This window comes from Sorangium sp. So ce693, assembly GCF_051521375.1.
In the GTDB taxonomy this organism is placed as follows: Bacteria; Myxococcota_A; Polyangia; order Polyangiales; family Polyangiaceae; genus Sorangium; species Sorangium atrum.
Genome location: NZ_CP150347.1, coordinates 8,875,013 through 8,896,376, shown reverse-complemented (window position 1 = coordinate 8,896,376; position 21,364 = coordinate 8,875,013). Strand labels below are relative to the sequence as shown.

The 21,364-nt window shown below is 71.3% G+C and carries 13 protein-coding genes; 5 read left to right on the top strand and 8 right to left on the bottom strand.

Annotation, left to right across the window (positions count from 1 at the left end):
- Positions 1 to 7: 7 nt before the first annotated feature.
- The 7 genes from WMF14_RS33115 to WMF14_RS33085 all read right to left on the bottom strand — a co-directional run bounded on the left by WMF14_RS33115 (position 8) and on the right by WMF14_RS33085 (position 8,207).
- Positions 8 to 1,402 (bottom strand): sigma-54-dependent transcriptional regulator, encoded by a 1,395-nt coding sequence (locus tag WMF14_RS33115; RefSeq protein ID WP_272094956.1) that lies wholly within the window; start codon positions 1,400 to 1,402, stop codon positions 8 to 10.
- Positions 1,403 to 1,605: 203 nt separating this feature from the next.
- Positions 1,606 to 2,037, bottom strand: a complete 432-nt coding sequence (locus tag WMF14_RS33110; RefSeq protein WP_437792750.1) for a response regulator — start codon at positions 2,035 to 2,037, stop codon at positions 1,606 to 1,608.
- 74 nt (positions 2,038 to 2,111) lie between these two features.
- Positions 2,112 to 3,731: a protoglobin domain-containing protein gene (locus WMF14_RS33105; RefSeq protein WP_437792748.1), complete on the bottom strand. Its 1,620-nt coding sequence runs from the start codon at positions 3,729 to 3,731 to the stop codon at positions 2,112 to 2,114.
- On the bottom strand, positions 3,728 to 4,258 hold the full coding sequence (locus WMF14_RS33100) for an adenylyl-sulfate kinase (RefSeq protein ID WP_437323999.1): 531 nt from the start codon (positions 4,256 to 4,258) through the stop codon (positions 3,728 to 3,730). Before WMF14_RS33100 ends, WMF14_RS33105 begins: the two co-directional genes overlap by 4 nt.
- A complete protein-coding gene (locus WMF14_RS33095) occupies positions 4,255 to 5,370 on the bottom strand; it encodes a phosphotransferase (protein ID WP_437792746.1) in 1,116 nt (371 codons plus the stop codon). The genes WMF14_RS33100 and WMF14_RS33095 overlap by 4 nt, the downstream gene beginning before the upstream one ends.
- Before the next feature lie 315 nt (positions 5,371 to 5,685).
- Positions 5,686 to 6,780, bottom strand: a complete 1,095-nt coding sequence (gene xylF, locus WMF14_RS33090) for a D-xylose ABC transporter substrate-binding protein (protein ID WP_437792744.1) — start codon at positions 6,778 to 6,780, stop codon at positions 5,686 to 5,688.
- A gap of 77 nt (positions 6,781 to 6,857) precedes the next feature.
- Complete coding sequence (locus tag WMF14_RS33085; RefSeq protein WP_437323995.1) at positions 6,858 to 8,207, bottom strand: glycoside hydrolase 5 family protein; 1,350 nt, start codon at positions 8,205 to 8,207, stop codon at positions 6,858 to 6,860.
- 677 nt (positions 8,208 to 8,884) lie between these two features.
- Here WMF14_RS33085 and WMF14_RS33080 point away from each other — a divergent pair.
- Entirely contained in the window at positions 8,885 to 10,015 is a 1,131-nt protein-coding gene (locus tag WMF14_RS33080; protein WP_437792742.1) for a sterol desaturase family protein, read from the top strand.
- Here the strand turns inward: WMF14_RS33080 and WMF14_RS33075 are convergent.
- Entirely contained in the window at positions 9,962 to 13,912 is a 3,951-nt protein-coding gene (locus WMF14_RS33075) for a serine/threonine-protein kinase (RefSeq protein ID WP_437792740.1), read from the bottom strand. The genes WMF14_RS33080 and WMF14_RS33075 overlap by 54 nt on opposite strands.
- Positions 13,913 to 15,420: 1,508 nt before the next feature.
- On the opposite strand from WMF14_RS33075, the gene WMF14_RS33070 reads away from it, so the two are divergent.
- The 4 genes from WMF14_RS33070 to WMF14_RS33055 all read left to right on the top strand — a co-directional run bounded on the left by WMF14_RS33070 (position 15,421) and on the right by WMF14_RS33055 (position 21,238).
- Entirely contained in the window at positions 15,421 to 16,917 is a 1,497-nt protein-coding gene (locus WMF14_RS33070; protein ID WP_437792738.1) for an amidase, read from the top strand.
- Positions 16,918 to 17,144: 227 nt separating this feature from the next.
- Positions 17,145 to 17,825, top strand: a complete 681-nt coding sequence (locus WMF14_RS33065; protein ID WP_437792736.1) for a hypothetical protein — start codon at positions 17,145 to 17,147, stop codon at positions 17,823 to 17,825.
- A 433-nt stretch (positions 17,826 to 18,258) separates the two neighbouring features.
- The gene (locus WMF14_RS33060; protein ID WP_437792734.1) at positions 18,259 to 19,920 is read left to right on the top strand and encodes an MYXO-CTERM sorting domain-containing protein; all 1,662 of its coding nucleotides are present in this window, start codon (positions 18,259 to 18,261) and stop codon (positions 19,918 to 19,920) included.
- A 196-nt stretch (positions 19,921 to 20,116) separates the two neighbouring features.
- Positions 20,117 to 21,238 carry an ADP-ribosylglycohydrolase family protein gene (locus tag WMF14_RS33055; protein ID WP_437792732.1) on the top strand — a complete coding sequence of 374 codons (1,122 nt, stop codon included), beginning with the start codon at positions 20,117 to 20,119 and terminating at the stop codon, positions 21,236 to 21,238.
- Positions 21,239 to 21,364: the final 126 nt, after the last annotated feature.

The following is a 21,364-nucleotide window of genomic DNA, read 5'->3' as shown; positions in this document are numbered from 1 at the left end:
GACCGCTCTACTCCGCCGCGGGCGGGCGCTTGGACTTCGCCGTCAGGCCGTATTCGTGCAGGCGGTACTGGATGGTGCGAATGCTGATGTCCAGGAGCTCGGCCGCGCGCGTCGTCGAGCCGTTCGTCGCCTCGAGCGTCGACAGGATGGCATAACGCTCTATCTCCGCCATGGTGGCGCCCGGGATCCGCAGGGCCCCCTTGGCGACGGGCGCCGCGTCGATGGGGAGGTGCTCCGCGTCGATGCGCGCGTCGTCGCACAGGACGACCGCCCGCTCGATAGCGTTCTCGAGCTCCCGCACGTTTCCCGGCCACCGGTGCGCGATGAGCTTCGCCCGGGCCTCGTCGGTGAACCCCTCGATCTTGCGGTGGTTCTCCGACGCGAACCGGCGCAGGAAGTGATTCGCCAGGAGCAGCACGTCGGTGTCGCGGATGCGCAGCGGCGGCATGTCGATGTGGACGACGTTGAGCCGGTAGTAGAGGTCCTCCCGGAAGCGGCCCTCCTGCACCGCGGCCGCGAGATCGCGGTTCGTGGCCGCGATGAGCCGCACGTCGACCGTCACGGAGTCGTTCCCGCCGACGCGCTCGAACGTCCTCTCCTGGAGGACGCGGAGCAGCTTCACCTGCGTCGAGGGGGCGATCTCGCCGACCTCGTCGAGGAAGAGCGTCCCGCCGTGCGCCTGCTCGAAGCGCCCGATGCGCCGCTTGTCGGCGCCGGTGAACGCGCCGCGCTCGTGGCCGAACAGCTCGCTCTCGAGCAGGGACTCCGCGAGCGCCGCGCAGTGCAGGGTCACGAAGGGCCCTTTGGCGCGCGGGCCCTTCGCGTGGATCGCGCGCGCGAGCTCGCCCTTGCCCGTGCCGCTCTCGCCGGTGATGAGCACCGTCGCCCGCGCGCCCGCCACCTGCCGGGCCATCCGGTAGACCTTCTGCATCGCCGGGCTCGTCCCGATGAGCCCCTCCACGCCCTCGCCCTGGCGCTCTCGCAGCTGCCGTCGGAGGTTCTCCGCCTCGACCCGGAGCGCGCTCCGCTCGAGGGCGCGCTCCAGCGTGAGGAGGAGCGCGTCGAAGTCGACCGGCTTCGTCAGGTAATCCTCGGCCCCCGCCCGCATCGCCAGCACCGCCGAGGTCACGTCCCCGAACGCCGTGACGACGATCACCGGCAGCGCCGGATCCTGCTCGCGCAGCTTCCCGAGCAGCGCCACCCCATCCATCCTCGGCATCTTCAGATCCGTGATGACGACGTCCGGCGGCCGCTCCGCCGCGACCTCGACCGCCTCGACGCCGTCCGCCGCCGCGTCGACGGTATAACCCTCCTGGCGCAAGAGCTTCTCCAGCCCCGAGCGCGCGCTCGCCTCGTCGTCCACGACGAGCACCCTCGAGCTCTGCTTCTTCTCAGCGTTCATATCGTTCCTTCCGAAGATACCGTGTCCGCGAGGCGCCGCGACCCTCGTTCGGCCGCGGCGCGGCCGCGCGCGTCCCGAGGACGCCGGCGGGAGGGGCCGCGCCGCGGGCGGGGCGACGCGCGCCGCGAGCACTGTACACGGGCGCGGGCCGCAGCCGTTGCACGCGGACGCAAGCCGTTCGCAGCGTCGGGCGCGCCCCCTGTTCAGGCCGGGGAAGGGGAGGGGGAGCTCGGCTGCGCGGAGCCGGTCAGCGCCGCGTCGACGCTGGCGCGGAGCTCGGCGCTCAGGGCCATGTAGTCGACCGGTTTGGTGTGCACCACCGCCGCGGGCTCGAGCCCTCGCCCGAGCCGCGCCACGAGCTCAGGATACCCGGTGAGCAAGAACAGCGGGAGCGCCGGCCGGAGCGACCTCGCGTAGCGCGCGACCGCGATGCCGTCGGCGTGGGGCATCCGGAAATCGGTCACCAGGATGTCCGGGATCGGATGGCGGGCCAGCCGCGCGATGGCGAGCGCGCCGTCGGTGGCCAGCTCCACCCGGAAGCCGTCCTCTTCGAGCAGACGCTCGAGGAGGCGAGCGCTCCGAGCGTCGTCGTCCACGAGCAGGATCAGCGGCTGTTCGGTGTTGCGCGGTTCCACGCCCGGATCTCTACCAAGTTGCGTGCCAGCCCGTGAGGGCGGCGGGCCGCGCGCGCCGAGCAGAGCGGCGGAGGTCAGCCGGAGCGGCGCAGCGGCAGCGTCACGCGGAACAGCGTCTTCCCCGGGCGGCTCTGGAACTCGATGGTCCCCTCGTGATCGGTGACGATGCGGTGGGCGATCGCCAGCCCGAGCCCGGTGCCGTTCGGCTTCGTCGAGAAGAACGGATCGAAGATCGGCGCGTCCGGGCTCGCGATCCCGGGGCCGTCGTCCTCCACCTCGAGGACGGCGTGGCGCGGCTGCCGCCGCGCGCGGAGGGTGACCGTGCCGCCTCCGGCCGCGTCCGCCGCCTCGATCGCGTTGCGGAGCAGGTTCAGCAGGACCTGCTCGATCTTCGCGGGATCGAGGTCGAGCACGACGTCGGTCGAGGGCAGATCCACCTTCACGACGGCCTGCGCGCCGGCGCCGTCCGACGACGCCGCGACGCGCGCCGCCCGCTCGCAGAGCGGGACGACGGGCGTCGGCCGGAGGTACAGCGGCTGCGGCCGGGCGAAGTCCAGGAACTCGCTGACGAGGGCGGACAGGCGGCGGATCTCGTCGCGGACGACGTGGATCGCCTCCTGCGTGTCCGGATCTTTCAGGCCGGCGCGCGCGAGCCCCCGCTCGAGGAAGGTCACGTGGAGCTGCGCGCCGTTCAGCGGGTTCCTGATCTCGTGCGCGAGGCCGGCCGCGAGCGTCCCCACGGCGGCGAGCTTCTCGCTCTGGCGCACGCGCGCGGCGAGCGCGTTCTCGTCGGTCGTGTCCTGCCCGATCGCGAACAGCACCACCTCGTCGTCGGCCGCGGAAGGGGCGTACGCGAGCTGCCAGCGCACCTCGCGGATCTTGCCGGCGCGCGTGCGGACGATGCTCTCCAGCAGATCGACGCTGGCGCGGCGGCCCGCGGCGACGTCCTCCACGAGCGCGCCGTGATCCGCGCGGATCTCCTCGGGGAGGAGCGCCTCGGCGAACGGCATCCCGAGGATGTCCTCGCGCCCGAGCCCCGTGATCCGCTCGGCTTCCCGGTTGAAGAGCCGCACGATCGCGTGCGCGTCGAGGCCCACCACGAGGACGCGGGCCAGCTCGACCGCGCTCTTGTACCGGTGCTCCGTGCGCGCGAGCGTGCGGCCGACCTCCTCGCGGTCCAGGCGCTCGGCGCGCTGCGCGCGCGCGAGGAAGTCGTCGCGGTACGTCTCGAGCATGATGGCGAGCTCGAGATCCAGCACCTTGCTCACCGCCGCCCTGACCGGGATCACCTCCGCGCCGAGCGCGCTTTCGGCGATCTCGTCGAACGCGAGCCGGATGAGCGTCATCGCCGTGAACATGTACCGCTGGGGGAGGCCCACCCGGACGTGGATCCGCCCGATCTTCGCGCTCTCGTCGAAGTACGCGCCGTCGTAGGGCCCCGTGCAGATGCGCGTCATCCAGCGGACGAGCGATCGCTTGAGCCGCTCCACCTGCTCCTCGCCGGTGAAGACGTCGTGCGCGCCCTCGTGCTCGCGGATGCGATCGTAGAACTCGTCGGCGATGCGGGGGAAGTGCGGCTCCGCGTGCGCGCGGAGCGCGGCGAGCCAGCGCTCGTCCTGCTCGCTGAAGCGGACGTACCGCTTGATCTCGTCGAAGAGCGTCTCCTGCGCGGGCACGGCGACCGTGTCTATCACGGCCCCGCTCCCGCCGAGGCGGACCAGGATCGCGCGCGCTCGATCAGCGCCGCGAGCGCCGCCTCGTCCTCGCCGCCGCGCGCGACGAGCTCCGGCGCGAGCGGCGCCTCGTAGTCGACGCCCGCGCCCGGGAGCGCGCCGAGCTCCCCGGCGCCGGCCGCGTGGTAGAGCCCCTTCGGGTCGCGCTCCCTGCAGGTCGCCGCCGCGACGTCCACGTAGACCTCGATGAGCCGCGGCGCGAGCGCGCGGGCGCGCTCCCGGTAGGCGCGGCGGTGCGCCGTCGCCGCCACGATCACGATCGGCCCCTGGCGCGCGAGCAGCGCCGCGAGGCGCGCGAGCGTCTCGTAGAAATCGTCGCGAGCGCGCGGGTCGTAGCCGGGCCGCGGGACGAGGGCGTCGCGCACCTCGTCCCCGTCGAGGACGCAGCTCGCCCGCCCCTCGCCGAGCAGCGCCCGGTGCGCCCGCGCGGCCAGCGTGGATTTGCCCGACGACGGGAGCCCCGTGATCCAGACGACCCCGCCGCTCACGCGAAGAGCCTCTCGGCGTCGTCCGGATCGAAGCGCGGGGCGTCGAGGGCGCGCTCCACGAAGGAGAGCAGCGTATCCCTCGCGCGCGCCGTGACCGCGGGGTACCACCCGGGGTTGGCCAGCACGAGCGCGCGCCACGCGAGGAACGGCGCCGCCACGTCGAGCAGCCCCGCGGCGCCGCTCCAGCCGAGGTAGACCTCCCAGAGCCGCCGCCACAGCGCGCGGAAGCCGCCCTCCCACGCGCCGGGCGCGTCCAGCGCGAAGAAGACGTAGTTGATGGCGAGGCATGTGACGTCGTCCGCGGGATCGCCCTGAGACCCGCGGCTCGTGTCGAGCAGCGTGAGCCGCGACGCCTCGTCGAACACGATGTTGAACGGGTGGAAATCGCCGTGCGTGCGGGCCAGCCGCTGATCTCGGCCGCGGAGCTTCCATCGCCACGCCACGCAGCGCCGCTCGATCGCCTGGAGCCGCTCGGGCGGCGCGCCGGGCACCTCGTCCGGATAGCCGTCGATGATGCCGAAGATGCCTTCACCGTGGCCCACGAGATCGCGCACCGCGCGGCGGTAGCTGCCCGGCTGCGCGCCCTTCGCGCCGTGGAGGGCGATGAGGTACCTGGCGAGCGCCTCGCAGCGCGCGAGATCCTCGGGGCCCGCGCGCCGCTCCTTCGCGATCCGGCGCAGATCCGCGGCGTAGACGTCTCCCTCCGCGTAGGTGGTCAGCAGATAGAACTCGCCGGCGTCGCGCAGCGACACGAGGCGATGGTCGTGGGTCAGCGCGCCGACGTCGACGACGCCGACGTGCGCCGGGATCGATCCTGCGGTGTCGAAGGCGAGCAGCGCCTCCGCTGCCCGATCCGACCGCCGGTCGTGTCCGAACGAATCCGCCGTGGACGTGTGCAGGACCAGCCGCTGCGTCGAGCCATCCGGCCTCTTCACCGTGATCCGGCGCGGTACGCCGTAGCCGGCGGCCTTCTCGGTCAGATCGTGGTTCGAGCCGGCATCCGGCCCCAGGGTGGCGATCTCGACGACCTCCGCGCCCGGCACGACGGCCTCGACGAGCTGGCGTATCGGGCGCGAGAGATCGGGCTCGGACAGGGCTGCCTGGGCGCGCATGGTCTCCTCGAGGGGGGCGGGGTGAGATCCCGACGTGGCCGTCGGATCCGCGAGAGCGGCAAGAAGCAGGCCGCCTCGCTGATGCGCCGGGCCCTACCGCGCGGGGGCCGTGGTCGGCGCCTGGCGTCGACCGGGGCCGGCGGAGGTGGGCGCGGGCAGCGCCGGACCGGCTCGCAGGCTCGCAGGACCTGCGTTACCGCGCGAGGCGTGCGCCGTGCCGTGTCGATCGTCGATGTGGGGAGCGGTGCAGCCGCCCGGCGAGCGACATGTCCCTGGTGGGGTCGCTCGCCAGGCCTCGGATGTCCAGACGGGGGCCTACTTGGCCGGCCACTGGTCCTTGGGGAGGTCCTTGTAGACGTCCTCGACCTTGTGGAAGCCGTCCGCGATCACCGTCGAGGCAAGGTTTTCCTTGTCCACGGCGACCGGCGTGATGAGCACGCTCTGGACGTCCTTCTTGCCGTTGTTGACCGTCTGCGTCTTCTCGCCGACGGGCTCCTTCTTCGCCAGCTTGACGGCGAGCTCGGCGGCCTTCTCGGCGAGCAGCTTGAGCGGCTTGTAGACGGTCATGCTCTGGGTGCCTGCCGCGATCCGCTGGCAGGCGGCGAGCTCGGCGTCCTGGCCCGAGACGCCGACCTTGCCGGCGAGCTTCTGCTCGCCGAGGGCCTGGACCGCCGCGCCCGCGAGCCCGTCGTTCGACGCCACGACCGCCGTGACGTTGTTGTTGTTCTTGGTGAGGGCGTTCTCGGTGATCTTGAGCCCCTCGACCGGCTGCCAGTCCTTGGCCCACTGGTCCGCCACCGTCTTGACGTCGCCCTTGTCGATGAGCGGCTTCAGGATGTTCATCTGCCCTTCGCGGAAGAGCTTCGCGTTGTTGTCGGTCGGGGAGCCGCCGATGAGGATGTAGTTCCCCTTCGGGAACTTCTTCACGAGCGCCTCGGCCTGGAGCTCGCCGACCTTGACGTTGTCGAAGGACACGTAGAGGTCCACGTCGGAGTCGAGGATCAGCCGGTCGTACGCGATGACGGGCACGTTCTGCTTGTGCGCCGACTCGACGATGGTGGCCGTCGTCTTGGCGTTGTGGGGCACGACCACGAGCACGTCGACGCCCTGCGTGAGCAGGTTCTCCGCCTGCGAGTTCTGGAGGGCGTCGTCGCCGTTCGCGGACTGCACGAGGACCTGGGCGCCGAGCGTCTCGGCCTTCGCCTTGAACAGGTCGCGGTCGCGCTGCCACCGCTCCTCCTTGAGGGTATCCATGGAGAAGCCGATGGTGAGCTTCTCCTTCTTCTTCTCCGGACCCTTGGCCTCCGCGCCCTTGGCGGCTGCTGTTGCCTCGGGCTTGTTCGCGCTTGCGCCGCCTTCAGATTCCGGCTTCGAGCAGCCGGCCGAGAACGCGAGGGAGAACAACGCCATGAGAAAGGTGGAGCGACGAATCAAGGTGACCTCCGCGTGAGATGAATGGGATAGGGTCTGTGTTATGGCCGCCGGCGCTACTGCGTCGAGTTGAGCTGGTCGGCGTAGCTCATGATAAGATTCAGGGTTTCCGTGTCGTCATCGTACACCGAGTACCACCCCTGGAGCTCATGGGGCGGATCGCCGATGTAGTCGTTGCCGAGGAGCCAGTAGTCGTTGCCGTCGTCCGACGGCCTCCCGGTCCCGGCCCAGGCCCAGAAGTTGACGCCCGCGAGCTCCGGGTTCTCGACGACGGCGTCGAACATCGAGGCGTAATACTCGTTCCGCTTGGCGACCGTCGACGAGACCGGCTCGGACTTGTCGTCCCGGGCGAGCCCGAACTCCTCCACGACGATCGGCTTGTTCAGCGCCCTCGCGTGCGCGAGCTGCGCGTCGATGTACCCGTTGCTCTCGGTGATGGCGGCCAGGAGCCCCTTGTCGGCGGCGCTGTCCATCGGCAGCGACGGGTCGTACCACTCCCAGTTCTCGGGCCACACGTGGAAGGTGAGGTAATCGATGCCGGGCACGTCGTGGAACGCCTTGTAATCGCTGTTGGCGTAGTCGCCCCAGTTATAGGACAGGTCGCCCTCCGAGCCGATGGAGACGAGGTGGTTCGGGTCGATGTCCTTGATGAACTTCGCGTTCCTCTCGACCCAGAGCTTGAAGAGCGGGCCCCAGCCCTTGAACGATCGCGGCTCGTTCCCGAGCTGCCACGCCATGATCCCCGGATGGTCCTTGAGCTTCTCGATCAGGACCTTGGCCCGGCTGAAGTAGAACTCCTGAGCCTTCTTGTTGCAGAAGAACAGCGACGAGAGATCCATCTGGTCGGGCCAGGGGTTCGTGTTCGGATCGAGCGTGCCCGAGTGAGGGATGGCCCACTCGCCGATGGCCACGGCCTGGCAGTCCTGGCCTGTGCCCTGCTGGAACCGGATCGAGCCGGCGAACGGCACGTGGTGGTCCGCCGCGAGCAGGGCAGCGCCCGTCGTGGGGTGGGTCAGGCCGACCTGGTACGCGCTGAAGTCCTCTCCGCAGGAGAGGGTCGGCTGCTCGTGAGCCCACTTCATGTACTGGGGCATACCGCCGGACCAGTGCCAGAAGTCGTTCAGCGTCATCACCGCCTTCATCCCGCGGCTGTGCATCTCGTCGAGCACCGTCACCAGGTTGTCGGCGAACGCCTCGAGCTGTGCATCGGCGCACGGTTTGTCGGATGATGCCGGAAAGATCCGTTGTGGGCCGTACTGCTGATCGTTCTGCTGCGCCGCAGGGATGTCGCCCTCGCTGAGCGCCATGATCCTGAGGTTCAGGGCGCCGTGGGCCTCGAGGATGTCGAGCTCGGTGCGCAGGCGCTCGCGGCTGATGTAGGGAGCCGACCAGAAGTTCGTGCCCATATACCTGTACGGTTTCCCGTCGAGGCGCAGCTTACTACCTTCGGCGCGGACGTAGCACTTTTCCGGTTGCTGAGCGCAGTCGAGCTCCTGGCCGCCGCCGGTTCCGTCCCCGCCGCCGCCTGTGGCGTCGTTTCCGCCGGTGGCGCCGCTTCCGCCGCCGCCTGTGGCGTCGCTCCCGCCGGTGGCGCCGCTTCCGCCGCCGCCGGTGCTGCCGGACCCGCCCGTGCCGCCGGAGGGCGTGGGGTCCGCCGGGTCGGAGGAGGAGCATGCGGCGAGGGAGAGCAAACCCAAAGCGAGCAAGAAGGTCTTCTTCATGGTCGGTTCCTCATGTGGTTCGAGTGTCGTTCCTCACGGATCGCTGAGCCCTGCAGCCCGGAGCGCGCGTCCGGTTCGCAGGGATCTGCCGAGCTGCTGCGCCACCGTCGCGGGGCGGCATCGCCGGCGGCACCGGTGAGCTCCCGCGGATTCCGCGACGATACAAATCTCCGCTCCGGGTGGTCGCTCGCGCGCCGGCGTGGCTCGTGGCAGACCACTTAAACGGTTCAGCGTCAACAGGGAACAGGTCGGCCGGTATGGCGCCTTTCGCAGGGTGCGTCTCCGGGCGCGCCGGGGGGATTCCAGGCTAGACTGGGCGGGTGAGCCGATCCGCCGGGCGGCGGCTCCGTGGAGGACGGGGGATGTCGCCGAGCTTGATCCTGTTCGCGGTGCCGGCCTTCTTCGCGCTCATCGGCGTCGAGCTCTGGCTCTGCCGCCGCCGCGGGCGCCCCGACTACCGCTTCTCCGACGCGCTCGCCAACCTCTCGTGCGGGGTCGGGCAGCAGGTCATCGTCTCCGTCGTGAGCGGCGGCGTGCTCGTCTATCTGTTCCTGTTCGAGCGCGCCGCGCTCGCGCGGCTGCCGGAGGGCGCGTCGTGGAGCTGGGCGGCCTGCTTCGTCGCGGTCGACCTCTGCTACTACTGGGCGCACCGCGCGAGCCATCGGGTGAACTTCATGTGGGCCGCGCACGCGGTCCATCACCAGAGCGAGGACTACAACCTCTCGGTCGCGCTGCGCCAGAGCTGGCTTCAGCGGGCCCTCTACTGGCCATTCTTCTGGCCGCTCGCCGTGCTCGGCTTCCCGCCGGCGATGGTCGTCACGACGTATACGCTGAACATCCTCTATCAGTTCTGGATTCACACGCAGCTCGTCGGCCGCCTCGGTCCGCTGGAGTGGGTGCTGAACACGCCATCTCATCACCGCGTGCACCACGGCGTCGACTCCGCGTATCTCGACAGGAACCACGGCGGCGTGCTCATCGTCTGGGATCGGCTGTTCGGCACCTTCTGCGCCGAGGGGGCGCCCCCGCGGTACGGCGTGGTCCAGCCGCTCGCCAGCTTCAGCGCGCTGCGCGCCAACGTCGACCCGTGGCGGAGGCTCGCGCGCATGGCGGCGGCGGAGCCGCGCCTCTCCGGCAAGCTGCTCGTCTGGTTCCGGCCGCCGGAGTGGCGGTCCACGGCGACTTCGCCCGACGAGGGCCCGCTGCGCACCGACCCGGATTACGTCCTTCACGACGTGGCGCGCCCCGGCCGGGCGCGCGCGCTCGCCGCGGCGCTCTTCCTCGCGGCGCTGCTCGGCGCGATCGTGTACCTCTACGCATCGCCGCACATGGCCGCGGGCCCGCTGTGGGCAGGGGCGGCCGTCCTCCTCGCGGCGCTCGCGGCGGTCGGCGCGCTGCTCGACGGGCCGACGAGCCTGGCGGCGCAGGGCGGGGCGGCGCTAGAGCCCTCGTCGTCCTGCGGCGCCCCCCTCGTCGACCCACGCGCGCGCTAGCTCGAGCGTGCGTGCGTTCTCCTCGACGCGCTGGAGGAACTGGTCGCGCCGCGCGGCATCGTCGAGCTGGGCGGCGACGTCGAGGAGCCTCGTCCGGGCGTGCGCGATGGCGGTCCGCGCCGCCGGGAGGTCGCCCGCCGCGTACAGCGCCTCGGCGTGGACAAGGCGGGTGAACGCCGCGCCCTCCTCGACCATGCCCAGCCGATCGAGCAACGCGACCGCCGCGCGCGCCTCGGCGAGCGCCTCGGAGGTCTCGCCGCGCGCGAGCAGGACGGCCGCCAGCGTCGCCCGCGCCAGCACGACGAGCGGACCTATCCTCTCCAGCTGAGCCACGGCGCCCCGGGCCTCGGCCTCGGCGCCGGCGAGATCGCCCGCGCGCAGCAGACACCCGGCGAGGTAGGTGCGCGACGCGCCCGCGAGCCGGCGATCCCCCTGCGCCTCCAGGAACGCGATGGCCTTCCTCAGGGCCTCGCGCGCCTCGTCGAGCGCGCCCAGGCGGCAGAGGGGCGCGCCGAGGGTGCTCCACGCGACCGCCATGCAGCCGTCGAGGCCCATGCGCTCGGCGTCCGCGAGCGCGGCGCGGAGGATGGCCTCCGCCTCGGCGTACGCGCCGAGCTGGTGCTCCTGGAAGCCGAGATCGAGCCGGCAGAAGCAGGCCAGGCGCAGGTTCCCCGCGCGCTCGTGGGAGGCGACCGAGCTCGCGAACAGCGCCCGGCCCGAGCCGTATCGGCCCGCGTACAGCTCGCGCCAGCCGCGCTCGCGGAGGACGAGCCCGCTCACGGCCGGATCGTCGCAGAAGCGCTCGGCCGCGGCGTCGATGAGCGCCTGGAGCGGCGTGGCGTGCGCGTAGAGGCCGCTGATCGTCAGGTAGAGCGCCGTCCCCGCGGACGCCGCCAGGAGCGGGCCCGTCGCGCCCTCTCCGGTCCAGGCGTCCGCGAGATCGCCGCTGAGGCTTGCGAGGCGATCGTGCTGCCCCAGCCGGGCCAGCACGATCGCGGCCTCGCGCACGGCGGCGTACCAGGGCGCGCTGCGCCGGGGCAGCTCCTCCACCGCCATGGTCGCCCAGCGCGCGGCCTCGACGAGCTCGCCGCGCCAGTGGTGCGCCTCGGCCCGGTGCAGGAGGACCTCGCCCCGCGCCTCGCCGCTGATCCCGAGCTCGATGGCGCGCCCGGTCCACGAGAGCACCACGACGAGGTCGTTCGCGGCGAGCGCCTGCGCCGCGGCCTGATGGTAGAACGCGGCGGCGCGCAACGGCTCGCCGCCCCGATCGAAGTGCTCGGCGATCACCGCGGCCGAGGGCTCGGCCGCGCGCTGGAGCCACTCGCCGGCGAGCCGGTGGCCGAGCGCGCGATCCTGGTCGGTGAGCATCCCGTAAGCCGCCTCGCGCACGAGCGCGTGGCGGAAGACGAGCTCCCGCTCCCCCTCGAACCTCGCCTCGTCGCGCGCACCGATCCATTCCAGCCGCTCGAGGCGATCGAGGTGCTCCGCGAGCCCGGAGACGCCGCCGGGGCCTCCGAGCAGCGCCTCCACCGCGCCGCGCCAGAACACCCGCCCGAAGATGCTCGCCGCGCGCAGCACCTGCCGCGCCGCGCTGTCGAGGCGCTCCAGCCGGGATTGCACCATCGCCAGCACGGTCTCCGGAAGCGCGCCCTGGCTCCCCTCGGAGGTCGCCCGGATGAGCTCCTCCAGGTAAAACGCGTTGCCGTCGGCCTGCGCCACGAGCTGCGTCACGGTCTCGGCGCTCACCCCATCGCCGAGGACCTGCCGCACGAGCCGCGCGCCCGCCCGGGGGCTCAGCTCCTTGAGCCGCAGCTCCTGGAGATCCCTGTGGGCCCAGAGCCCGGGGAACAGCGTGTACACCTCGGGGCGCGCCAGGGCGAGCACCAGGAGGGGCTGGTCCACGAGCCGGCGCAGCGCGTCGTTGATGAACTGGACCGTCGGCAGGTCGCCCCAGTGCAGGTCCTCCAGCACGAGGAGGAGCGGCTGCGCGGCGCACGCGGCGGAGGCGAAATCGAGCCAGGCCCTGCGCATCTGATCGCCCATCAGCGGGGCGTCCTTGCGGGCGGCGCGGAGCGGCGCGCTGTCCTCGTCGGGGAACGGCGTGCCCAGGAGCTCGCCGAGGAACTCCGCCACGCGCTGCGCGTCGGCCGCGCGGACGCGCTCGGTCACCCGCGCGAGCAGCTTCTCCCGGCGCGCCTCGATCGGCTCTCGGTCGCGGATCCCGCACGCGCCCTGGAGGGCCTGCCGCAGCATCCCGAACGGGGCGCCCTTGCGGAGCGGGTCGCCGCGGCCGATCCAGACCGCGACGGGCTCGTCGCGCTGCCGGACGCGGCGGATGATCTCGTAGGCGAGGCGCGACTTGCCTATCCCCGCCGGCGCGGTGACGAGCACGGCGCGCGCCCGCGACTCCTCGATGCTCCCGGCGAGGAGGGCCTCGAGGGTGGCCATCTCCCAGTCGCGCCCGACGCAGGCCGTGGGCCTGCCGAGCAGCATGCGCGCGCCGCGGGCGAGCGGCTCCTCGCCTCGGAGCCACAGGCCCGCCTCCGTCTCGACGACCTCGAAGCGGGCGTCGAGCAGCGCGGCGGTCACCTCGTCGATGGCGATGGGCGCGATGGGCGCCCCGCGGCCAGCCGCCGGCGCGCCCGGGAGCGCCGCCGCGGGCTGCGCCAGCATCCGGACAGCGCGGTCGATCACGTCGCCGACGGGCCGGCCGCACGTGACCTCCACGCGGCCGGTCGTGAGGACCACCGGACGGTCCCCGCTGGCGGCGCGGAGCAGGAGCGCGCAGCGAGCTGCCTGCGTGGCCTGATCCGTCGCCACGCCTGCTCCCAGGAGGATCACCAGGATCGACCCGTCCGCCAGGAGCTCCAGGCACGCGCCGAGCGCCTCGATCTCCCGGCGCAGCTCCGGCGACACGACAGCGACCAGGGTCTCCGAGTCGGCCCTCGCCGGGCAGGCGGCGACCCGCGGCGCCGGCCCCATCATCACCACCGAGAGCACCCGCCGCTCCTTGCGGGTCAGCGAGGACTGGCGGGTCGGGTTCGAGCGCGGCGTCGACGGCGCGCTCGACAGCGGCGAGACGCCCATGGCCTCGAGCGCCGCCGCGATCTCCGCGCCGTCGCGGGGGCGATCGTCCGGGTCCTTGGCGAGCATCCGGGCGCAGAGCGCGTCGAGGGCGGGGGGGACGTCGGGGCAGAGGGAGCTCACCCGCGGCACCTCGTCGAGGAGGATCTTCGCGAGGACCGCCATCAGGTGAGCGCCGCAGAAGGCCGGCTGGCCCGTGAGGCACTCGAACAGCACGCAGCCGAGCGCGAAGACGTCGGCGCGCGTGTCGACGTCCTGCCCGCTCCGGGCCTGCTCTGGCGCCATGTACGCGGGGGTCCCGACGAAGGCGCCTGTCCGCGTGAGCCGCGTGGCCTCGGGGAGCCCGGCGATGCCGAAGTCGAGCAGCTTCACGCGCGCGGCGTCGCCGTTCACCAGGAACAGGTTGCTCGGCTTGAGATCGCGGTGGACGATGCCGCGCGCGTGGACCGCCGCGAGCGCGGCGGCGGCGCCCACCGCGAGCGCGATCGCCTCGTCCACGGTGAGCACCTGGCGCTGGAGCCGCTGCTCGAGATCCTCGCCATCGAGCCACTCCATGGCGAGCCACGGCGCGCCCGATGCGCCGAGCCCGTGCGCGACGTAGCGCACGATACCTGGGCACGACAGCTCTGCGAGCACCCTGGACTCGCGAGAGAGGCGCGATTCGTCGCCGGCCCTCTGTTCGTCGAGGCACACTTTGATGGCCACGAGCTCGCCCGAGCGCCGATCGATCGCCTGGAAGACCGCCCCCATGCCGCCGACGCACGCCTGGCTCACGATCTCGAAGCGGTCTCCGAGCACTTCCCCTGGTTGCATCACCTCGAGTATCGGCGCCCTCGACCGTGAAAGTCCACGACGAGCGCCAGGGCTCGCCGCCGAGGCCGATCGGCGCGGAAGTGCGGAGCGTCGCCCCCATCTCCACGGACAGCGCCGCCGCCGTCCGTCCAGCAGGGACGATGGGCCATCGGACGATTTCTTGTGAAGGATCCTGAGTCGTCTGTCCCCTCAACGCCTGTCGCTGTTCCCCGAGACCGGTGTTCCGATCCTCCGTGAGCAGCTCAGATCGGGGGACAACCTCTCTGACGTGGCCGGGGCGGTGTGCGCCGGCGCCGCGCCGCAGTTGGCTCTGCAGCATCGCCCCGCCGGGGGCGAAGCCGGGCCGACGTGGACGAGCGCCCGCAGGCCGTGGAGCATGTAGAAGGAGGCCCCTTCGATGGGTGGGTAAGCCGTTGATCGGGTGTCGCTTTCCAGGGAGAGCGGATTGCGTGATTCAAAGAATGTTCTGCGACCCGGGGGCAGGCCGCTGCTGACTGTCGGATGATGGCTGATGCGCCGTGAACGACACGGGCCCGCCCGGGGCAGCGGCTGCCTCGGCGAGCGTGCCCCTCCGCGCCTCGCTGGGCCGCCGGGCGACGGGAAACGGGCAACGCCCCTTGCCAGATGGACAGGACCGACGCCGCGCCGCCCCCGGCTCCGGCTCGCACCGCGAGCGATTTGCGCCATGGCGATGACAACCGGTCACAAGGCTGCTCCGTCGCTGCCGGCGAGGCCCCGTCCCGTCGGAGCGCGGTGCACGGTGCGTGCCAGCAAGCCGCGCTGCGGCGCCTAGAGGGGGCTAGAGGGGGCTAGAGGGGCCAGAGGGGCTAGAGCCGCCAGAGCCGCCAGACGTGGAGCACCAGGGCGGCAGCGACAATCCCAAACAATTCAAAAAATTCGAACATCAACTTGCCACCGAACCCCGACTTGCTATATCTTACATGAAGTATGATGCGCCTAGCTCTCGGATATTCTTCATCTTTGTAGCAGAGCAACCGCATTCGAGGCGCGCTTCTTCTGTCTCTGTGTCACCTGCTTGGCTGGTAAAAAGCCGCGAAGAATTTCCTGCTCAAGGCCGCTGCACATCCTAGCTGAATTGGCTCTCGACGAACCGTCGAGATGGCGCGAATCATTGGGTTCGCTGGACTGGTTGGTATTGTCATTGTCACGAGTTGGCGATTCGTCCTGAGCGACGAGCGCCACCCCATGGCCTTGATCGGGCGGAGCCTGACGATTCCATGCCTCGTCGAGCTCTGGTCCGCTGTGCTCGTGTGATTCGGGCTCGAGGTCCCGAATCGGCGCCCGCCGGCGGAGATTCATTCGGCATAGGGTCGATATCCTGAAGTGAGAGGGAGCAGTCCATCGTGAACAAGAACATTCTGTCTGGCGCTGCCTTGGTAGCAGCCATTTCCGTTGGTATTGCCGCAGGGGCTCCCAGCACCGCCTACGGTGTGACGACCTCCGTTGGCGTTCCCGCTATCGACGTATCTGAGCTCACGATCGCGAAGGTGCAGTGGGCGTACATGATGCGCCGTTACACGGCGGAGGCTCTGACGAACGCCTATCTCTCGAGGATCGCGCAGTACGAGTCCTCCTACAACGCGTTCACCTCGTTCAACCCGAACGCCATCGCCCAGGCGCGCGAGATCGACAGGAAGCGGAGGAACGGCGTGGCCCTCGGCCCCCTGGCTGGGATCCCCGTCGTCATCAAGGAGTCGATGGATCACGTCGGCTTGCCGTCGACGGCAGGCTGGGCTCCGCTCAGCTCGCAGGTCGCCGGCGGTGTCGATCTGCTCCCCATCAAGAACTCCGTCGTCGTCGATCGGTTGATCGCCGCCGGGGCCATCATCCTCGGGAAGACGAACATCCCGGCCTTCAGCGACGACGGCACCCGAGCGAACAGCAGCTGGGCGGGGCCCACCTACAACGCCGTGGATCCGACGCTGGTGCCCGGGGCGAGCAGCAGCGGTACGGCCACGGCGGTGGCCGGCAACTTCGCCGTGCTTGGCCTCGCGGAGGAGACGGGCGGATCGATCCAGAACCCTGCGGCCGCGCAGAGCCTCGTCGGCATCAAGCCGACGTTCGCCCTCGTCCCCACGGCCGGCGTCGTGCCCCTGGCCGCCAGCACGAGGGACGTGGTGGGCCCGATCGCGCGGACTGTCCGCGACGCCGCCGTGGTGATGGATGTCCTCGCGGGCTACTCCCCGGAGGACCCCAAGACGAGCCTCTCCAATGGACACCTGCCCGTGGGCGGCTACACGAGCCGGCTGAGCCAGAGCGCCCTCTGCGGAAAGCGAATCGGCCTGTATGGCCCAGGGTGGCGCCACGGCGGCCTGTCTCCTGAGACGCAGGCGCTGTACGAGCAAGCGGTCGAGGAGCTGGAGGACCAGGGCGCGATCGTCGTCGAAGATCCCTTCGCCGGGAGCGGCTTCGCCGATCTGGCCTTGCCCGATGAGCCCTATGACATGCGAGGGACGGAGTCTGTGGCCTACGACTTCCAGCGCTACCTCAAGGGGGTGAAGGTCGGCGGCACCATCGTCGGATCGATCGACGGACTGGCGGCCTTCACGGGGATATCTCCGTTCGAGCCGGTCGACGGTCCGCTGTCCTGGTATGTCGACAAGCTCCCCGTGCTGGCCTCCTCGCTGCTCTTCCCCGAGGACGCGCCCGATCTGTCGGGCTTCTGGGCCCTGCGCGACCAGTACGTGAACGTCTTCGACTCCGTGATGACGGTGCACGATCTGGACGGCCTCGCGTTTCCGCAGACTTACGACACGCTGCCGGAGCTGTCTGGCTCGGACACCTATCCCGCGACGACGGAGTCCGCGATCAACATCGCGGGCTTGCCCGGGGTGGTCGTGCCCGCTGGTCAATACAGCGACGGGGCTCCCTTCAGCCTGATCTTCGTCGGCCCCCGCTGGAGCGAGGCCGAGCTGCTGGGGTTCGCCTACGATTACGAGCAGGCGACTGAACACAGGATCGAAGCTCAGCTGACGTCGTGGTGAGCTCGCGCCTCGCACCTCCGGCGCTGCCGGGGGTGCGAGGGACGAGCGTGGGCGGCACGGCCCTCACGGGCCGCAGCCGGGGGGGATGGTGCCAGGCGCCAAGGCGCATGCTGGCACATCCGCGGCACACATTGCGTGTCACACCGCCATTTGCCGTGGTTTTTGTTGGCCGTCACGTTGGCGCTGGTCATGCAGTGGTGGACGACATGAAGACAAGGAACGCTTCCATGCTGGTTGTCCTGGCGCCCCTCCTGCTGGCCGCCTGTAACGTGAGCTTCATCGAGGGCGCGACGGACGACGGCGGCGCGAACGACCCCGCCGAGCTGCCGATCGAGAGCGGTTCGAACGACCCCGCCGCTCCGCCCGTCGAGAGCGGCTCGATCGACACGGCGGGCAGCGGCAGCTCCGGGGGTGACGCGGAGCCAGGTGATGCGTTGCCGGCCGTCGCCTTGACGCGCGCTCAGATGGATGTGCTCTGGGACCGGTACTGGGAGAGCCAGGGTGACGTCGGGGGCAGCAGCGGGTCGGGCGGCGGCGACAGCCCGGCGCTCGATCCCGACGACCTCTTCCTTCGTGCCTCGGATCTGGGGGTCTCGTGCGGCTCCCCGACCACGCAACTCCGCTGCGGCGGGCACTGGCAGTTGAGCCTCGTGCTACCCAGCGCCTACCAGCAGGTCGGCGTCTACGATCTCGAGGATCCCGCGCTCATCAGCTATAGCTACATGAGCGAGACGGGTGAGCCCTACTCTCCGCGGCCGGACGACTGCCCGTGGGGAGGCGGGTCGTTCGGGCCGGGCACGCTCGAGATCCTCTCCATCGACAACGCCGAAGTGCGCTTCCGCCTCACCCTGGGCTCGCTCTGGGACGCCGATCCCAGCGGCGAGTACACTGCTCCGCGCTGCCCCTGAGGCGCAGGCGTCCTCGGTCGGTCCAGCGGTGGGTCTCTTCCGGTTTTCCGCCGAACGTGGCGAGGGGACCGTCCATGTGCGGGATGGCCAGTCGGACGGGGACAGGGCCATTCCGGTGAACCATCGAGCCGAGTGCGTCAGGCGCGTCACGTTGTCCTCGAGGCCGTGCGCGCTCGCGGCTGAGCCGGTGGGGGGCGGGCTCGGCGATGGCCGCTTCGCTGAGCTCGCCGTCGGTGCTCGGAGCACATCGGAGCTGGCAGGCTCGAGTACTCGGGTGACCGGGATGAGGCGATGATAGCGTGCGAGCGGGGGGGCGAAGCCGCTTCCGTTCGCGCTCGCGTTGCTCCAAGGAGCCGCGCGCGCTGCCCTGGCGACGATGCCGTGAACACGGCTCCACGGGGTAGCATCCAAGTGTTCATCAACTGGAGGTCCCATGCGCGATTCTCGTACGCTGATCAGCATCGCCGCCGCATCGCTCCTGTCGCTCACGGCCGCGGCTGCGCTGGCCCAGGAGGCGCCGCTTCTTTACCTCTCGAGCCCGCGCCCGCACACCGTCATTTCCGGGAACGTGCCGCTCGACGTGAGGTGTTTCGCGACATCGACCCAGGAGTGCCAGCGCCTTTGCGTGGAGGTCCGAGGCCGGACGCAGACGGCGAGCGCTTGCGTCGACCGCACCCCGAGCACGCCGCCGGGGACGTTGATGCTCCTCACACGCCCCTTCCCGGCGTTCGAATCGGGGGAAGAGCTCACGCTCACGATCTCTGGTGGTGTGAGCGCCGGCACCGCGTCGTCGGCGACCTACGGGCCGCTCTACATCGAGCGCAGCCCGAAGCTCGTCGCGGTGCATCGCGTCCAGGGCGCGATCCTCGATTTCGACGCCGATCGTGTCCTGTTCCTGAATCAGTTCCAGCCGCTCGGCATCCTCGACCGCGCCTCGCAGCAGGTGAGCTGGCTCGCGACGCTACCGCAGGATCCGCCCGGGAGCACCCCCACCTACGGCGCGCTCACGCCGTCGGGCGCCGCGATCCAGTCCGGGTATGGTCGCATCTTCACGTCGGTCAACGGCGTGTGGACAAGGATCACTTCGGGCCGGCTGGACGCGGTGAACGGCGACTCGCTGGTGTGGGTCACGGAGGACGGGGGCAGGGCGTACGCGCACACGCTGTCGACGGGGCGCAGCCGGGGCATCTGGAGCCGGACGGGCAGCGACTCGCCGTTCCAGGCCGACATCGCGGCCTCCGGCGACATCTATTACGCAACGTACGAAGAGCCGTTCATCCGCCACCTGCTCGTGGGCACCCTCGGAGATCACCCGGGCAACCTGGAGCGGCCCATCACCGACGGGACGAACGTCGCCGGCCGGTGGTCGGACGGGAGCACGAGCTCGAGCTTCCTGTACACGGCGGATGGCGAAGAGGTGGCTCTCGGCGACTCGATCGCTGGCGACCCCGCGGGGCTGCTCCTGCACGCGGGGCACGCCGGGTTCCTGAGGAGCGACGGGGATGTGAACCAGGTGTGGCTGCGGACCCCGGACGGCGAGCTGCACCAGCTCAGCTCCTTCGAGACCTCGAGCCAGTTCGATCAGCAGAAGCTCCGGATCGGCCACGACGGCATCAGCGATTCTGGCGAGGTGGTGTTCCTCAACGAGGGCAAGCGTTACATCGGCCGCGCGGGCGCCGCGCCCGAGGAGATCAGCAGCGCGCTCGGCCACGCGCGCTGGTTCGACGGGAGCTGGTATGTGACGCTCGGCAACACGCTGTTCCGGGTCGAGGCGGCCGGCGCCGCAGCGCCGCCGGTCGCTGCGCTGCGAGCCGGCTCGAAGGGCCTGGAGGGCGGCTACAAGGAGGTCGTCGTCCGGCCGATCGCCGACGACGCGCTGGAGGAGGAGCCGGCGCTGCTGAGGCGCCACGAGTCCGACGCTTTGCCGGCTCTGTCGGACCTCGAAGAGGCGACCGGTCTCGCCGGCGACGCGCCCGACGGTGCGCAGGCGGCGGCCGGGTGCAGCGCCGGCGGCTCGGCGGGCCCGGGCGGCGGCGCCGCTGCGTTCGCCGCGCTCGCGGGCCTCGCGCTCGCGCGGCGGCGCCGGCGGGCGTAGCAAGCCACGCGCGCGGAGCGCCGAAGGCGTCGTGGAGGGCCTGGTTCCGGAGCGGGTGACCGCGGCTCTGGCGACACGGTGTCGAGCATCCTGTTGAGGGACTGCCATCCTGGCAGGCCAGGCGCCTGGCCACGGCGCGTGGCGGCGCTGATCTCCGCTGCGCTCTCCGGGCACGGAACGTGAAGGGCGCTCTCGCATGGCCATCGAGACGATACCCATCGATCGCGAGGACCGCCTCGCCGGCGTCCTCCTTGGGACGGCGGTCGGCGACGCGCTCGGCCTGCCCAGAGAGGGCCTGTCGCGTCGCCGCGCCGCCCGCCTTTTCGGCGCGTCGCCGATCGAGCACCGCTTCGTGCTCGGCCGCGGGATGATCAGCGACGACGCCGAGCACGCGTGCATGACGGCCCAGGCCCTCCTGGCCGCGCCGGGGGACGCGGCGCGGTTCGCGCGCGCGCTCGCGTGGCAGCTCCGCGGCTGGCTCGCCTCGCTGCCGGCGGGCGTCGGTTACGCCACGTTGCGGGCAATCCTCAAGCTGTGGCTCGGTTTCTCTCCGGAGCGGAGCGGCGTCTTCTCGGCCGGCAACGGCGCCGCGATGCGCGCGCCGATCCTGGGCGCGGCGCTCGCGCTCACGCCGTCGCGCATCGATTCGATGGTGCGCGCCTCCACCCGCCTCACGCACACCGATCCACGCGCCGAGGAGGGCGCGCGGATCATCGCCCTTGCCGCCGCGTATGCCGCGGTGCGCACTCCTGAGCAGGTGAATCCGGCCGAGCTGCTCCCGATGCTCCGCGAGCGCGTCGCGGACGAGGAGCTCCGCCGCAGGCTCGACCGCGCGGCGGAGCTGCTCGGCCGGCGCGCCTCGCCGGAGGACTTCGTTGCAGCGATAGGCCTCCATCAGGGCGTGAGCGGCTTCATCGTGGACACCGTTCCAGCGGCCCTGTTCTGCTGGCTCGCGCACCCGAGCGATTTCCGCCGCGCGGTGGAGGACGTGATCCTGCTCGGCGGCGACGCCGACAGCACGGGCGCGATCGTCGGCGGCCTCGCGGGCGCGACGCTGGGAGCGCGCGGGATCCCTGGCGCGTGGCTCGACGGGATCGCCGATTTCCCGCGGTCGGTCGCGTGGATGCGGCGGCTCGGCGCGCGGCTCGCGCGGTGTTTCCGGGGCGAACAGGGGGAGGGCGCCGCGGCGGGGGAGGCGCGAACCGCCCGAGCGGAGGGGCCTCTCGGCCTCTTCTGGCCGGCATTGCCGTTGCGCAACCTGGTTTTCCTGGTGCTGGCGCTGGGCCACGGATTCCGGAGGATGCTGCCTCCCTATTGAGCTCGGAGCGCCCCCTCCACCGGAGAGCGCTCCCGAACCCGTTCGCGTGCCGGCTCGATGGAGCAGGGCGTCTGCTCGACCCCAGCGCACCTCGGCCGGAGCGGCCTTTGCGCGCCGCGCGTCCTC

What these genes read in the sequence shown, in the direction of transcription:
- WMF14_RS33115 (WP_272094956.1), bottom strand. Translation starts at nt 1,402, where the DNA reads ATGAACGCTGAGAAGAAGCAGAGCTCGAGGGTGCTCGTCGTGGACGAC.
- WMF14_RS33095 (WP_437792746.1), bottom strand. Translation starts at nt 5,370, where the DNA reads ATGCGCGCCCAGGCAGCCCTGTCCGAGCCCGATCTCTCGCGCCCGATA.
- xylF (WP_437792744.1), bottom strand. Translation starts at nt 6,780, where the DNA reads ATGGCGTTGTTCTCCCTCGCGTTCTCGGCCGGCTGCTCGAAGCCGGAA.
- WMF14_RS33085 (WP_437323995.1), bottom strand. Translation starts at nt 8,207, where the DNA reads ATGGGCACGAACTTCTGGTCGGCTCCCTACATCAGCCGCGAGCGCCTG.
- WMF14_RS33080 (WP_437792742.1), top strand. Translation starts at nt 8,885, where the DNA reads ATGTCGCCGAGCTTGATCCTGTTCGCGGTGCCGGCCTTCTTCGCGCTC.
- WMF14_RS33075 (WP_437792740.1), bottom strand. Translation starts at nt 13,912, where the DNA reads ATGCAACCAGGGGAAGTGCTCGGAGACCGCTTCGAGATCGTGAGCCAG.
- WMF14_RS33065 (WP_437792736.1), top strand. Translation starts at nt 17,145, where the DNA reads ATGCTGGTTGTCCTGGCGCCCCTCCTGCTGGCCGCCTGTAACGTGAGC.
- WMF14_RS33060 (WP_437792734.1), top strand. Translation starts at nt 18,259, where the DNA reads ATGCGCGATTCTCGTACGCTGATCAGCATCGCCGCCGCATCGCTCCTG.
- WMF14_RS33055 (WP_437792732.1), top strand. Translation starts at nt 20,117, where the DNA reads ATGGCCATCGAGACGATACCCATCGATCGCGAGGACCGCCTCGCCGGC.